Genomic DNA, 13,854 nt, shown 5'->3' with positions numbered 1-13,854 from the left:
TATAACTGGCGTGGCGTGCCGCTTTCGCGGACGGCTGTTGTAAACCGAGCCACTACGCGTCTCGGCCCTGCCGGGCTTCCATCCTCACGTCTTCGGCCGAAGGCCTACGCGCTCCGCTTGCGGGTAGATGAGCCACGCTCCGGTCAATGCTCCATGAAGCGGAGTGCATTTTGATCAGACGGCTGAACCTCATTGGCCTGATCGACAGGTTTCGCCCTTGCTGACGACAGTATTCTGAATTCACGCGCGGACACGAACTCGGCTACGTGAACTCAGTATCAATGGACGGTAGTGCTTTCAAAGGCGCCTCCACTGGGCAGCCACCGAGTAGTGAAGAACTTTGCAAACTCTACCGCTCCTTTGAAATTCAACTGAGATGACGCATAGGATTTCATGAGTAGTGAGCGGGGGAGCGTCCAATCCCATTTTTCCCTGATGAGATTCTCGACTCCTTCTAGTAAGGCTTCGATGTCGTCAGGGTCTAGCTCAGCGATCTTAGCGAGGGCGTCAGCGACATTTTTTTGTGACCCTCCGATGGACAACGCAAGGCCTGAGCTCTCACAACTCATTCCTACATGATTGAACATGAGTACCAGAGCGTCATTGGTTTGGTCACCACGCCAGGTCAGTAGATGAGTTTTCGAGTCAGACCCGTAGGTAAATTCATCTACCAGCCCGAGAGATCTGAAGGATTTACGGGCTTCGGTGAGTAGTTCCTGCGCCTTGCTATCAATGAAGGGACAGGGGGTGTCCTCGGTCAGCACAGCCCTCATTTCCTCGCGGACATGATCGTGCACCATCGCACCGAGCCCGTCGAATTGTGGGGGCTGACCGCCCCGAGCGGCTGTTACGACGATCACCTTTTTTTCAATATCTACATCCAGTACCCGCCAACGCCGGCCACCAAAGATGATTCGCTGACCCTTCATCAGAGGCCGACTTACAGGTATTGACCCAAGCGGCTTGCCCTCGCGGATAAGCCTGAACTCTTCATCGCTTGTGAAGGCGCTATAGAATTCGTAATGGTTAATTAATCGTTCGCCGACTTCTCCTGGCAGCAGGTGACCTGAGCTGTCTTGCACGATCAGTTTCTTCTCGCCGAGTCCCTTCAGTAGAGCAAAGAAGTCGGGCTTGGAAATGCTTTTGAATGTCCCGCTTTCAACGAGACCACCCCATAGCTGCGCCGCGCTGGCGCCTCCTTGCTGTGCGATCACTGACAGAATCTGTTGCACCAGAGTAGAGGCGTGCAAACCTTCAGCTCTTGGTGGCTCGAACCAGTTACCAATAAGCAGCCTGATCATCGCGATGGTTTGGACGAGGTTCTGGCGAAGTAGGTCTGATAACAACGATTGATCTGTAAGCTCACGTTCCTGACAGTACGCCCGCAGCGTAGCAGGTTCACCGTTCCGGCGACCTGACCGACCTAGACGTTGGCGAAGGCTTGCGACTGATGGCGGAGAGCCTATCTGGACGACAGTCTTGATGTTGCCGATATCTATCCCTAACTCCAAGGTCGTGGTGCATACAGCGGATGCTGGAGGTGTACCGGCCTTGAGTGCGCGCTCCGTGTCTTCTCGCAGATCTTTCGAGAGGCTGCCGTGATGGGGAAGAAACTCATTGGGCATCCCGCTGATCTCACAGAGCCGCCGCAACCGATCCGCGTACCACTCCACCTCTTGCCGGCTGTTGGGGAATATCAGGTTGTTACTGCCGCGCAGCACTTTGTACATGTGCGCCGCGATGGCATGCCTCGAGCCAGATTTGTCTTCCTCTTCCTCTTCCTCTTCGTCTCCATCTATGTCTTGGTCGCTGTCGGCGGTTGGTAGTTCTACCTGACGGAGCTTTTGCATGGGCGGCATCATGTAACCGCGCACTTGCACCTGAAGATTCTGGCCAGATGATTTCGATTCAACCACCTGAACCCGTTGAGGGTGCCCAGGCCTGAGAAACTCACTCGCTAGCGACATGTCTCCCAGCGTGGCGGACAAACCGACCCTCGGTAGGGTTCTCCCCGCTACAAGCTCTACACGCTGCATCAATGACTGGAGCTGCTTACCACGCTCGCTGCCTATGAAAGCATGCAGCTCGTCAACCACGATGTAACGCAGGTTCTGGAACAGCCCGGCCAAACTCGAGCCCCTGTTTACGAACAATGCTTCCAGAGACTCAGGTGTAATCAGCAGGACGCCGCTGGGAGACTTGAGAAACTTGTGTTTTTTGCTTGCTGACACATCGCCGTGCCACGCCACAACAGGGAGATCCAGTTGTTCACACAGTCGACTCAGTCTGTCCCACTGATCGTTGATGAGTGCCTTTAGTGGGCTGATATAGAGGACAGCACCTGCAGGGGCGGGGTGATTCATCAGGTTCGTGAGGATGGGCAAGAACGCAGCCTCAGTTTTACCCGCAGCTGTTGAGGCCGCGATGATCACATCACGGTCAGCATCGACCAGCGCGGAAATCGCCCATTCCTGGGCGTCCCGCAATGCTGTCCATCCTTGGGCCCAAACCCACTGTTGGACGTCTGGATGCAGGCGCTCGAAAGACGAGGATTCAGAGTTTGAAACTGGTGAGCTCATCGTCTGCCTCGATGCTTAGATCCTGCATGGCGCCGTCGTCCTGAGCAATCTGGACAGCGCCTACTAATGTACGCCAGTCCGCTCCAGGGTTCTGCTCCAGTACGGCGAGCAAGTTGATGAACGCCGTAATAGTCGTACGTGGCGTCCGGAAGTAGGCTTCCCCCAATCGTTGGTTGCAGTGCGACATGAAGGCAGGAATTGCCTCATCCGGCATCAAATACTTGTCCGGGTCGCCGTAAGCATAAACGGTGCGCAGCTTTTGAAACAGTACGTAGAAGTCTTCCGGAGTCAGGCTGCTTAGGCGGATTACTGGCCCGGAAAGGTCGATCAATCCAGATTTGGCAAACGTGTTTTCAGCAAGCCGTGACTGCAAGGCGGGGTAACTGTAGAGCCCGCGACGCGTATCCATCAAAAACTCTGGCGTACCGCCAAGCACGAAACCTAGACCCTCAGTCGAGCCTTGTAAGGAATCATTCAAAATCCGCAAGATCTGCTCGTAGTTGGCGTTGCGTGCCTGGGTGTTCGCAAGCTTGTACAGGTTCACTAGCTCGTCCAGGCAAATCATGAGGCCGCCAAACCCTGCAAGCCGGACGAATCGCGACAGCAACTTCAGCTGATCGTAGACCGATGCGTCATCAATAATGGTTCGGACACCAAGCGCCGAACGAGCATCTGTCCTGGTAGTAAATTCTCCTCGTAGCCATCGAATGGCATCTGCCTTCAGCTGCTCGTTGCCTTGTTCAAACCCTTGGCAGTATTTGGCAATTACGTCGGCGAAATCGTAGCCGTTTACCATCTCAGTGAGCTCGGCCAGAAATTCGCGAATAACGGCTTCGCTCTCGACACCTCGAGTTTTGGCTTCAGATTTGGCTTGAGAAATGAATTTCTCAACAATACCTTGCAGCGCGCCACCGTCCGGTTTCGTCCGGGTGGACATGTTTTTAGCGAGCTCGGCATACAGGGAGCGTGCTTGTCCTCCGGATGCATGAAGTCTGCGGTCGGGATTCAAGTCGGCGTGCATTGTGACCAGCTTTCGCTCCATCGCAATGCCTCTGACAAGGTTGAGAAAAAAGGTTTTCCCCGCACCATATTCGCCTACAACGATCCTAAAGGCGGAGCCGCCATCAGCTAGTCGATCTATGTCTTTCAGAAGAGCGTCCAGCTCTCCCGCTCGACCCACCTGAATTAGATGTTGGCCCGCACGGGGAACTACACCGGCTCGCAATGACTGGATGACCGCATCGCGATCTTTGGGGCGTATCGTGCTCATAAGGCTAATTCTTCCAGGATATCCGGGTTGATCTCGATGGGGTCATCCCCCTCGGAGACTGGCATGTCGAACCGTTCAAACGCCATGTCGTTGATGTGCTCGAGAGCACCGTCCAGCATGAGTTCCATATCAGTGGCAACATCTTCCAGCTCTTGGCGGCTCCATTCTCGGCGTGACACGATCATTCGCAGAAACGCTGAGTGTTCTGTGTCGAGCCCATGCACAGTCGCCGTATGATCAGTTGGCTGATCCCTGATACTGACTTTCACGATAGGCGGTTCTGGAGATTCATCATTGAATACCTCTGCCAGCAATGCTGAAACCGCTGCCGTCTCGCGTTGGAGCTGCGCAATTTTGTCCATGTCCAAATTGAAGGCTTGGGAGGCGTCATTAACGCTTGGCGTACCACCGGCCTGTTTGGCACTAGGCTCGGCACCAAGTGCGGACGCAATGGAAGAATTCCTAGAAGGGGTGATGGCCGCGCCGTGTAAATCCCCGTAAAGCAGCTGTGGATCCAGCTCAAGTGTTTTATACACGCGCTCCAGCAGCCGGACTTCCTGGGGCGAAACGTTTCCGTCAGCTTGAGCGAGATGAGCTAGGAACCCAGCTATGCTGCGTTTGGCGTCGGCATTCAGAGGGCTTAACTTTTTCTTTAGGCTCGCCAGTGTAGGCGGCTGAAGAATTTGGATTTGCAGGTGGGCTTTGAGCCGTTTCTGATGAGATACGCGGAGATGACTCCAGGAATCGATATGCCGCCCTAGCTGGGTCATCTCATCGCTTGAGCTTTCACCATCGACGGCCGCAACCGCGCTTGCCAAATCCAGTGTTACTAGAGCAGCGTGATAGTCCGAAGTTGTCCGAAGGCTTCCATCATCTTCACTCGTCGCAAACAATACGATCGTGTCCGAATTTTTGGGAGTACGGCTACCGGATAGTACATCTGGCTCAAAGCCGATATTCAAAGACTCGAGGGCTCTTGCCAAGGCTACAATTGTTCCACGAGGCAAAGCTCCTGAAGATCCAAAGCGATCTGCCAGATCCCCCAAAGTCATCACCAACTGCTCATCCCCGACTTGGATTTGCAGTTCAGCGATTGCATCCTTCGCCGCTGCCGGCCATAAGGCCACGGGCAGTTGCAGAATACCCTCCAGATGTGCGGCTCCTTCAGGGTTACGACCTAGGTATCTGCTGTATGGGTCGAGGACTATCGTGCACTCATCCACTATAGCCTGCAGCTTGTTACGCGTTGCCGACGTAGCGGAAACATCCGGTATATCACCCAACGCAATTTCGGGAGCGCTCAAGCGCGAAGAGGCGGATCGATAGGCGATTTTGAGCAGGGTCTTATTTTGGGTAAGCACAAGGCCCTTCGGATAAAGGGCGGAATATCGGGCCAGGAACAGCTGCGCAAACTGATCCGCGCATCTGCTCACAGCAGTGCGGCGGCTGATGTTAGGGTCTGACTGTACCCATGCTATTGCCCACGCCGCGTTCAGGGGATGTTTGTCCAAAGCCATTTGGCCTAATGCCAGTCGTAGCGCAATCGGCAATTCAAAGCCATTCGACTCAAATCGAGGCGGTGCATTCAAGTACATCTGCGGTTCCACATCCATGAGTTGTATGTGGTTGAGCAGATTCGACGCGTAGTTTCGAAACGATGAATTGTCCCCGTAGAGGGTTTTAAGACGCTCAATCTCCGCTGCGATGGTCGGGAGTTCCGAACGCGCGGCCTCATCTGTAATTGAATCAATGATGGCCCGACGCTCGAGACCGTAAAAAAAGATGAAGACATATCCTATATCCACACTGGGTGCACAGCGGCCCTCGGACAGCCATTGCAGGTACCCACGTCGTGCTGCAGGAGAAATGCCGCTGTAACTCGGCCAATACCCGGTTAGCTTCTCAGTGAGATCCACATGCGCAGCGTGCACAGTCAACTGGCCGTCAATCAGCGAGGGCTCTTGGTCAAACGCCCGATCTGCTCTCTCAGTGAAATACACAAAGGCAACCTTAAGGGCCTGTCCACCGACGGTGATGGTTTCATCTTTTCCAATCCATCGCGCTTTCGGGGTTAGGTTTTTAGGCTTGGGAATCGTGAATTGCTGCTCAGGCGAGCTCACCCTGATCGTATGGAAATCTGAGCCAGCGCGGTCTCCGCTGTTCACATCAACGCTGATTTCAGATTTTTGCTCGTGATTTGACAAGGAGGCGGTCTGACCTAATGAGTCGGCTAGGATATTCGTTTTAAGGCGAGGAGGGCGCTTCGGTAGCGCTGCGGAGTACTTCATTATTAGCCAAATGACGGCAACGATTCCTGCCAAAACTGCGACTGTGAGCCGCAGCTTTGATGGTGCAGCGGCGATGGCCACGACCAATATCAGTATCAAGATCACCGCGCTCGACATGCCTAGGCTGCTTTTTTGCTTCCGTGCCATCAGGCGCTCCATGAAGTTCGGCTGGCTTATTGGCAGTATCTGCATTTTTTCGATTGGCGCCAAGCATGGCAGTTGATGTAGGTTTATCTCGCCGACGTACCGCAACAAAATTCTCCTTAGATTGAGCTAGGTGGAGAGCATCGTCCTTATTTCTGGAATCGCGTACCTTGTCTCTAACGAAGTCATCGTCGCGGGTTTGCGTGCAGCAGAGGTTTGGCCGCTGCTAAGCCAGGCGCAGAGATGGCCCTCGTACTATGCCAATTCGGCAAACGTCGTACTTCATTATCACATCGGGCCGGATCTTAAAGACGGGGTATCTTTCTACTTCGAAACGTTCGGCTTAATGCGCACTTCGATGAATCGCGGATGAGCGCTTTGGCCGCTATCACTCCGTCGCGATAATCTGACTTTGTAAAGTAGCGTCCGCTTAGGCCGGAGCGCTACCTAGCCTTGACCGTCCACAACTGATCCATTTTGGTCGTGTAGCTCTGACTCATCAGCTCCCGACGCATCGCCCAACCAGGCGCTGCTGGCACACTCGCTACCCGAAGGATTCCCTTTCCCCAGCGGCCATTGATCTCATCCAGAACGCTCATGACCTTGTCTGCCATTACAGGTTGCGAATGAGCGAACAGGTCATCAGTGAACTCACCAGGCTGCCGTAGATCCATCAGCAGAACCTCCGCCTTACTGTATTTGTAGCCCGGTCGGAAGAGGCGATTGACCGCCTCGGTTGCGGCCTTCGTCATGAGTCGCACGTCGTTGGTCGGGTACGGCAATTCCACCAGAGCGCCATTTGCATATTTCGCTTCTTGGGGATTGAACATCCCGGTTCTAACGCTCACACGGATCTTCTTGCATAGCGAGTTTTGTGCTCGGAGCTTTTCCGCCGCGCGTTGTGTATAGGTAGCGACCGCTTCCCTAATCGGCTCAATTTCGGTGAGCCGCGTACCGAACATCCTGCTACAGCAAATCTCCTGCTTGGGAGGATCAGCCTGACCCAACTCCAGGCATGAGGTGCCGGCAAGCTCGCGACCAGTCTTCTCGATCACCACACTGAATTTCTGGCGAAGCATCGTCGGGTCGGCTTTCGCTAAATCCATGGCCGTCTTGATGCCCATCACTTCCAGGTGCGCCTTCATGCGCCTGCCGATGCCCCAGACCTCGCCGACATCGGTGTTGCGCAGCGTCCAGTCACGTTTGAACGGGTCGCACAGATCCACCACACCACCAGTGATATCTAACAGGCGCTTAGCGGTATGATTTGCCAGCTTCGCTAGGGTCTTGGTGCGGGCAATACCCACCCCGACTGGAATTCCCGTGCGCTTGAGAAGAGTGGAGCGCACGTGTCGCCCAAAAGCAGGTAGATCGCCAGGTATGCCAGTGAGATCGGCGAACGCCTCATCGATGCTGTAGACCTCGAGCGCTGGCACCATCGATTCGATAATGGTCATGACGCGTTCGCTCATGTCGCCGTACAGAGCGTAATTACTGCTGAAGGCCACGATTCCATGCCGGCGTAGATGGTCTTTGATCTGGAAGTACGGCTGCCCCATCTTCACAAACGGTTTGGCGTCGTAGCTGCGTGCAATCACGCAGCCATCGTTGTTGGACAGCACCACGATGGGCGTTCGCGCCAGGTCGGGCCGGAAAACCCGCTCGCAACTCGCGTAAAACGAATTGCAGTCAATCAGAGCGAAGACAGGTTCAGGTGTTGTCATGATTGCGAACGCTGTATTTCACGACACCCCAGATCACGAGCTCATCGCCCTCCATTACATGCCTTGCCGGATATTTTGGGTTCTCCGATAAAAGCATCACGGCGTTCTCACGCAGAAGCAGGCGCTTGCAGAATGGCTCTGAGTTCAGCGCCGCGATGACGATATCGCCACTGACCGCATCAACGCTGCGATCGACGACCACCAGATCCCCTGAATAGATGCCGGCGCCCTGCATGCTGTCTCCATCAATTCTCACCAGGTACACATGCGGCGCGCGGATATCGAACAGCTCATCGAGGGAAATGTGCTTTTCGATGTGATCAGCCGCTGGTGAGGGGAAGCCCGCCGGCACCCTGGATGAATAGAGGGGCAGTTTCCTGCCGCCAGACGCGAGAGGGCCGAGAATGGTGATGCTCATGATGCAAGCCTTAGGGGTTGACTGTACGTATATACAGTTAACGATTTGGTTCACTTGCGGTCAATCTCTTAGGTACGACAATTCGACGGGTGACATCATGTGCGGACGCTATTCGATCTACGAATCGATGGATCACTACCTCAAGGAGCTTGCGCTAAAGCAGCTGGTGATCAATGGCTATGACCTCTGGCCTGTCGAGCGTTACAACGTCGCGCCGTCTACGCGGGTGGAAATTATCCGGCCAGCGGGAGAGGGCTTGAGTGTCGATAAGGTTAAATGGGGATGGGCGCCGTTCTGGGCGAAAGGAAAGCGGCCTGACTCAATAAACGCGAGAGTCGAGACTGTCATGACCGGGAAATTTTTCAATCAGCTCTGGCCAAATGGTCGCGTACTCGCGCCGGCGAACGGGTGGTTCGAATGGGTCAAGGACGAAGATGATCCAAAGAAAAAACAGCCCTATTTCATAACACTGAAAGAGCAGATTCCGATGTTCTTTGCGGGTTTAGCTGAGGTGCATGAAGGGCTGGAACCGGACGAGCGGAACGGTTTCGTCATCATCACTGCCACGAGCGATGAGGGCATGGTCGATATCCACGACCGTAAACCTCTGGTTCTGGCACCTGAGCACGCTCGCGAATGGATTGATCCTGAAACTTCAGTTGAACGAGCGAAGGAAATCGCGATGGAGCACTGCAGGCCTGCTACCGATTTTCACTGGTACAAGGTTGGCAAGGATTTAGGCAACGTTCGTAACCAAGGCCCGCATTTAATTCAGCCCCTCTCGCTGGTCGAAGACGTCGATGACTGATTTCAGCAACAGTCTGAGAGCCGGCGTATCGGCAGCTGCGCGCCAGCGAACTGGGGGTATGGGGATGAGGAGGGGAATAAGGTTCTTCCATGTGCGGCCATCTGAATGTAAAAGCAGCCAGATTAGTCATGGAATTCCCGTCGTTTATTCGTACGTTACCGCTTCAATCGTTGATTGTCCGATCTCAATCAGGGACGGATTCCACCAGCATCTAGCCGGGTGACCTGCCAGCAGTTGGAACGACCCCATGTACCCTGAAGTCTACCTGTAACTGTTTATAGGTAAGGTACAGAGCAATGGATAAGACAATCACAGTCGATCAACTGGCTACCACCGACCTCAGATCAATCAACGAGATATGGCTCGGCGAGACTCATACCCAGCTATGCCTTTGGCGTGGCGAACAAGTCTTCACCCACGAGATGATGAGCGAGGGCACCCACGATCAGAATGTCAGACGCTTGTGCCTGCAATTGGTCAACCCTGAAGATCAAGCCGCAGTTGCCAGCGTTGAGTTGATCGTGCGCGAGCAGCTAAAAAGGATGGGGAAGGAGGGCGAGTTTTATCCGGCAGAGGAGGCGGATACTCATCAATAAGAAAAGGAGCATCGGCCATTTACAAGTCATCAACCCAAGATCTATTGTCGCTTGGAAACCGATATTTATATCGGTTGGCCGGGTGAAATACCTCAGGCGCAACTACCTGTAAGTGCGGGCCATGATTTATGGTGTAACCTTCTAGTATCACTCCCATCGAGAATCATTTATGTCAAAACTTGCCGAATTCCGCCAGCTTGAAAAACACCTCGCCGAACAGCTCCAAGCGCTCGAAGCCTTGAAGGGTGATGCTGGTCTCAAGAAAGAAATAGAATTCGAAACGAAGCTGCGCGATTTGCTCGCAAAATACGGCTACAGCCTGAAAGACGTGATCAATCTGCTTGATCCGCAAGCAGGTCGTCGCGCTCCAGCTATCGAGTCCAAAGCTGGCAGTCGCAAGCCTCGCCAGTTGAAGGTTTATAAAAATCCGCATACCGGCGAAGTCGTAGAGACCAAAGGCGGTAATCACAAAACGCTCAAAGAATGGAAAACAAAGCACGGCGCTGCGACCGTAGAGTCTTGGCTGACTAAGTGATTTCGGTTGAGTACAAGAGGCCCTTTGAGGGCCTTTTTCAAAGGTGCTCATAACCTTTCTGTGAATTACCAAATCAAACAGCCCGGTTGAGGATGCTTACAAGCGTTTGGATTTTTAATGTTCCATCAGAATGACTTGTTCATTAACCGGCTTGATGGTTGGCGCCTGCAGCAGACAGAGCCAAATCAGGCGCGCGTTGAAGGGGGCTTGGAGGGACGTGAAACCGCTCGGGTGAACGAGTGTTTGCAGTTCACGTTTTTGCTGAAGACACCAGACAGCGATCATTAGCTCAGAGTACGTGCGAGGCATATATTCGGCCATAAACGGGGGGCAGCATTTGGCAGCGTATGCAGACTCTCAACATGGATCAGGTAGGCCGGGGTGGAGGTCAGTAAGTCAAGTGTGTCTTCTGCTCTTTCCAGAAGCTTCAAGCATGTGCTGTGGGCCAGCCCCAGCGCTTCGGCACCTGGCAAAGACTGAGGTATGTCGTCTCTATAAGCAGCGGCTGGCGAACGCCTCAATGTACCGATAGGCTTGCTAGCGGAAAGATGTCTCTGGCTTCTACGATTGTACGACCACCTTCTTGGCGGGCTGCATTTAGCATGGCCTTGCCGATACTCTCCGTTGTCACGATAGCGCTAGGCGCTATCCAGCGGATCAGCGACAGCAAGGGGCTGGCCAGGTAATAGAAATAACGGTAAGACGGTGTTTTTGAGCGGAGCCTCTGGAGAGGCTGAATGATTCCCGGGCGAAAGAGGTACACGCCTTTGAAGGGCAGTTTCTTCAGGGCGTTTTCAGTCTTGCCTTTCACCCGCGCCCACATGCTGCTCCCTTTTTCACTGCTATCCGTACCCGCTCCCGATACGTAAACAAAGGTCATTTGCGGATTCCAGCGTGAGAGCAGCCGGGCAGCATGCACCGTCACCCCGTAGGTGATTTGGCTATACGCTTCTTCGCGCATGCCGGAAGACGAAACACCTAGGCAGAAGAAGCAGGCGTCAAAACCCTGCAACTCATCACTAAGACTCTCCAGCCCCATGAGATCGGCCTGTACCAGCTGTTTCAGTTTAGGATGAGCAAGTTCAACGAGCGAGCGCCCCACTGCAGTGACATGGCTAACATCAGGCGCGACAAGACTTTCGCGCAGTGCGCCCTGGCCCACCATGCCTGTGGCACCGAAGATCAATAGCTTCATTCAGAAATCAACTCCTGATTGCGCTCACGCCAGATTGCAGGCGTGTTACTCTCCCATTGCCGGAAGGCACGAAAGAACGAGTTCTGATCCTCATAACCCAGCATGTAGGCCACTTCCATGAGGCTCAGTGTCGGATCGGTCAGATACTCAAGCGCTAGTTGGTGACGTGTCTCGCCGAGCAAGCCTTGGAACGTAAGCCCCTCGTCGGTCAGTTTGCGCTGCAATGAGCGCTCGCTCATGGCCAGCTCAGCGGCGACCGAGCGAACATCGGGCCGGCCAGCGGTCAGCCTACAACGCAGCACCCACTTGATCTGCTCGGCCAGGCTGAGACTGAGCGCCTGTTGTTGTAGGCGTCGATCCAGCTCAGGAAGAAGAATATCGAGCAGCTCTGCGTTGTAGCTCACGAAGGGCTTGTCCAGATCGGAGCACCGCAGTGTAAGACAGTTACGCTTTGCGGCGAAGCGCACTTTGCAACCGTAATAGCTCTCGTAAAGTGCACGCGAACCCTCCGGGCGCATCAGCTCGACTGCCGCAGCGGTCAGACCTTGTGCGGTGCCACGCTTGCCTAATTCGAATAGCGAGGCCAGCGTTGCATCCACCAGTGCAGATGGCACCTCACGCTCATCGGCATGCAACCAATTCACCACAATTTCGCAGTTCTGGTTTCGCTCCTGCAGTATCAGCTCCTCAGGTGCACATAGGCGTTTGAAGCGCGCCACGCGCTGCAAAGCATCGCGGAAGTCCCGAGCATGGTAGGCCGCTAGAAATGCGGTCGGCATCGCACCGCCCTCTAGTCCCGTGGCGAGACGCAAGCCAATAGCAGGGTCATTGCTAATGTCCACCAACGAACGCCAGAGACCGCAGAACTGTGCCGTTGAAATCGGCGCTCCATCGCGGACGGAAGCAATCGGTAGCTGAGCAGCTCGCTCGACATCTGCACGACTGATTCCGACGCCGCTCAATCCCGCCCACAACGCATCGGGAATCCTAATTTTGTCCGGCACAGTATTTTTCATCTGATCACTTAGCCTGGAAGCCACCATCGACATTGAGCACATGGCCGGTCACAAAACTTGACTCGTTGCCCAGTAGCCAGCAGATGGCATTGGCCACCTCGGCAGGATTTCCGACTCGCTGCATCGGATGCATTGCTTCCAACTCAGCCAGATTGCTGTTCAGTTGCTCCGCAATGATGTCCGTTCGGATCGCCCCAGGTGCTACCGCGTTGACACGAATGCCTTGAGCTGCGTGATCCAGAGCAGACGACTTGGTCAGTCCAACGACGGCATGTTTAGTAGCAGCGTAGGTGCCGCCCCATGGGATGCCATTCAATCCAGCGATGGACGCCAAGTTGACAATGGAACCGCCTCCCTGCCTGAGCATTTGTGCAATCTCAAATTTCATGCAGAAGTACAGGCCCATCACGTTGATATCGAGCATGTCGCGGAAGTTGTCAGTTTTGGACTGATCCAATGTGCAGTATTCCTTGAAGATACCTGCGTTGTTGACGGCCATATCCAGACGTCCGAACTCAGCCACGATACCTGAGATCATAGCTTGGACGGCCTTCTCGTCAGACACATCGTTGCGTACAAAGCGCACCTTAGCGCCATGCTGGGCAATTGTGGCGATCTCATTTACTGCGATATCACCTGCTTCCTCGCGACGCCCGCTGATGATTACGCTGGTGCCTTGAGAGGCGAGCTTCAGGGCAACAGCTTTTCCGATGCCGGTAGCACCGCCGGTGATGAGAGCGACTTGATTGGACATTTCAGACCTCTTTGAAGTGGTGAGAAGAGTCGCTCTAACCTACGCTGCGCTCCTAAGTCAGGATATGCACAATGCGCCAAACCACTCGCAGACTGCGCCAAATATCTTTGTGATTCGGATAGCAGGCAGTCGTTACCGTTCTGAATGCGATCTAACAAGAGGGCTTCCGGGATTCTCGTGCGGGTTTCTGCCGGGACGTAGCCAGCACGATGCGCTGGATGCGTTAATGGTCGTTCTGAAGGGCCAGATGGTGAACTGGATATCAGATGCGGATATCACGTAATTCTTTGATGCCAGAGGAACCGGCTTCAGTCGTCGCGATATGGGCGCCTTGCCGACCTCTATATCCCAGGCCCAGAACCGCTCATCCCTACCCAGTAGGACGCCTCGCGTCACGTACTGATGCAGAAGCCATTTGGGTATTCCGCACGTACGGATCTGTGCGGGGGACAGGTAACTGTCATCCCTACCGCAACCAGTGGTTCGCGTTTGACGCATCATGCCGCTCAGCCCCGGCAGTCCTCGAC

Annotated in this window: 11 protein-coding genes; 3 read left to right on the top strand and 8 right to left on the bottom strand. The window is 54.3% G+C overall.

Translation table 11 applies throughout. The features are described from left to right. Window positions 1-278: 278 nt before the first annotated feature. From AACY18_RS12700 to AACY18_RS12680, 5 genes are all read right to left on the bottom strand, one after another. The gene (locus AACY18_RS12700; protein ID WP_339465013.1) at window positions 279-2,579 is read right to left on the bottom strand and encodes a DEAD/DEAH box helicase; all 2,301 of its coding nucleotides are present in this window, start codon (window positions 2,577-2,579) and stop codon (window positions 279-281) included. Further along, entirely contained in the window at window positions 2,554-3,849 is a 1,296-nt protein-coding gene (locus AACY18_RS12695; protein WP_339465012.1) for an ATP-binding protein, read from the bottom strand. The genes AACY18_RS12700 and AACY18_RS12695 overlap by 26 nt, the downstream gene beginning before the upstream one ends. After that, window positions 3,846-6,284, bottom strand: coding sequence for a tellurite resistance TerB family protein (locus tag AACY18_RS12690; protein ID WP_339465011.1), 2,439 nt, complete (start codon window positions 6,282-6,284; stop codon window positions 3,846-3,848). The genes AACY18_RS12695 and AACY18_RS12690 overlap by 4 nt, the downstream gene beginning before the upstream one ends. A gap of 440 nt (window positions 6,285-6,724) precedes the next feature. Beyond that, window positions 6,725-8,005 carry a translesion error-prone DNA polymerase V subunit UmuC gene (gene umuC / locus AACY18_RS12685; protein ID WP_339465010.1) on the bottom strand — a complete coding sequence of 427 codons (1,281 nt, stop codon included), beginning with the start codon at window positions 8,003-8,005 and terminating at the stop codon, window positions 6,725-6,727. Next, window positions 7,992-8,423 carry a LexA family protein gene (locus tag AACY18_RS12680; protein WP_339420457.1) on the bottom strand — a complete coding sequence of 144 codons (432 nt, stop codon included), beginning with the start codon at window positions 8,421-8,423 and terminating at the stop codon, window positions 7,992-7,994. The genes umuC and AACY18_RS12680 overlap by 14 nt, the downstream gene beginning before the upstream one ends. A gap of 97 nt (window positions 8,424-8,520) precedes the next feature. Here AACY18_RS12680 and AACY18_RS12675 point away from each other — a divergent pair, with 97 nt between their 5' ends. The 3 genes from AACY18_RS12675 to AACY18_RS12665 all read left to right on the top strand — a co-directional run bounded on the left by AACY18_RS12675 (window position 8,521) and on the right by AACY18_RS12665 (window position 10,362). Beyond that, window positions 8,521-9,231: an SOS response-associated peptidase gene (locus tag AACY18_RS12675; protein ID WP_339465008.1), complete on the top strand. Its 711-nt coding sequence runs from the start codon at window positions 8,521-8,523 to the stop codon at window positions 9,229-9,231. Between the two features lie 296 nt (window positions 9,232-9,527). Beyond that, window positions 9,528-9,827, top strand: coding sequence for a hypothetical protein (locus AACY18_RS12670; protein ID WP_339420459.1), 300 nt, complete (start codon window positions 9,528-9,530; stop codon window positions 9,825-9,827). Between the two features lie 169 nt (window positions 9,828-9,996). Beyond that, complete coding sequence (locus AACY18_RS12665) at window positions 9,997-10,362, top strand: histone-like nucleoid-structuring protein, MvaT/MvaU family (protein ID WP_339420460.1); 366 nt, start codon at window positions 9,997-9,999, stop codon at window positions 10,360-10,362. Window positions 10,363-10,879: 517 nt separating this feature from the next. Here the strand turns inward: AACY18_RS12665 and AACY18_RS12660 are convergent. The 3 genes from AACY18_RS12660 to AACY18_RS12650 are packed head-to-tail and all read right to left on the bottom strand — an operon-like array spanning window position 10,880 to window position 13,327. Further along, window positions 10,880-11,557 carry an NAD(P)H-binding protein gene (locus AACY18_RS12660; RefSeq protein WP_339420461.1) on the bottom strand — a complete coding sequence of 226 codons (678 nt, stop codon included), beginning with the start codon at window positions 11,555-11,557 and terminating at the stop codon, window positions 10,880-10,882. Continuing rightward, window positions 11,554-12,573 carry an AraC family transcriptional regulator gene (locus AACY18_RS12655; RefSeq protein ID WP_339428422.1) on the bottom strand — a complete coding sequence of 340 codons (1,020 nt, stop codon included), beginning with the start codon at window positions 12,571-12,573 and terminating at the stop codon, window positions 11,554-11,556. Before AACY18_RS12655 ends, AACY18_RS12660 begins: the two co-directional genes overlap by 4 nt. A gap of 4 nt (window positions 12,574-12,577) precedes the next feature. Next, complete coding sequence (locus AACY18_RS12650) at window positions 12,578-13,327, bottom strand: SDR family NAD(P)-dependent oxidoreductase (RefSeq protein ID WP_339420463.1); 750 nt, start codon at window positions 13,325-13,327, stop codon at window positions 12,578-12,580. Window positions 13,328-13,854: the final 527 nt, after the last annotated feature.

The sequence above is a fragment of the Pseudomonas sp. EA_65y_Pfl2_P74 genome, assembly GCF_963970575.1.
GTDB classification, from domain to species: Bacteria; Pseudomonadota; Gammaproteobacteria; order Pseudomonadales; family Pseudomonadaceae; genus Aquipseudomonas; species Aquipseudomonas baetica_A.
This window is presented reverse-complemented; position numbering and strand designations above follow the sequence as displayed.

Coding starts and splice junctions, on each gene's coding strand:
- AACY18_RS12700 (WP_339465013.1), bottom strand. CDS start 2,579: ATGAGCTCACCAGTTTCAAACTCTGAATCCTCGTCTTTCGAGCGCCTG.
- AACY18_RS12695 (WP_339465012.1), bottom strand. CDS start 3,849: ATGAGCACGATACGCCCCAAAGATCGCGATGCGGTCATCCAGTCATTG.
- AACY18_RS12690 (WP_339465011.1), bottom strand. CDS start 6,284: ATGGCACGGAAGCAAAAAAGCAGCCTAGGCATGTCGAGCGCGGTGATC.
- umuC (WP_339465010.1), bottom strand. CDS start 8,005: ATGACAACACCTGAACCTGTCTTCGCTCTGATTGACTGCAATTCGTTT.
- AACY18_RS12680 (WP_339420457.1), bottom strand. CDS start 8,423: ATGAGCATCACCATTCTCGGCCCTCTCGCGTCTGGCGGCAGGAAACTG.
- AACY18_RS12675 (WP_339465008.1), top strand. CDS start 8,521: ATGTGCGGACGCTATTCGATCTACGAATCGATGGATCACTACCTCAAG.
- AACY18_RS12670 (WP_339420459.1), top strand. CDS start 9,528: ATGGATAAGACAATCACAGTCGATCAACTGGCTACCACCGACCTCAGA.
- AACY18_RS12665 (WP_339420460.1), top strand. CDS start 9,997: ATGTCAAAACTTGCCGAATTCCGCCAGCTTGAAAAACACCTCGCCGAA.
- AACY18_RS12660 (WP_339420461.1), bottom strand. CDS start 11,557: ATGAAGCTATTGATCTTCGGTGCCACAGGCATGGTGGGCCAGGGCGCA.
- AACY18_RS12655 (WP_339428422.1), bottom strand. CDS start 12,573: ATGAAAAATACTGTGCCGGACAAAATTAGGATTCCCGATGCGTTGTGG.
- AACY18_RS12650 (WP_339420463.1), bottom strand. CDS start 13,327: ATGTCCAATCAAGTCGCTCTCATCACCGGCGGTGCTACCGGCATCGGA.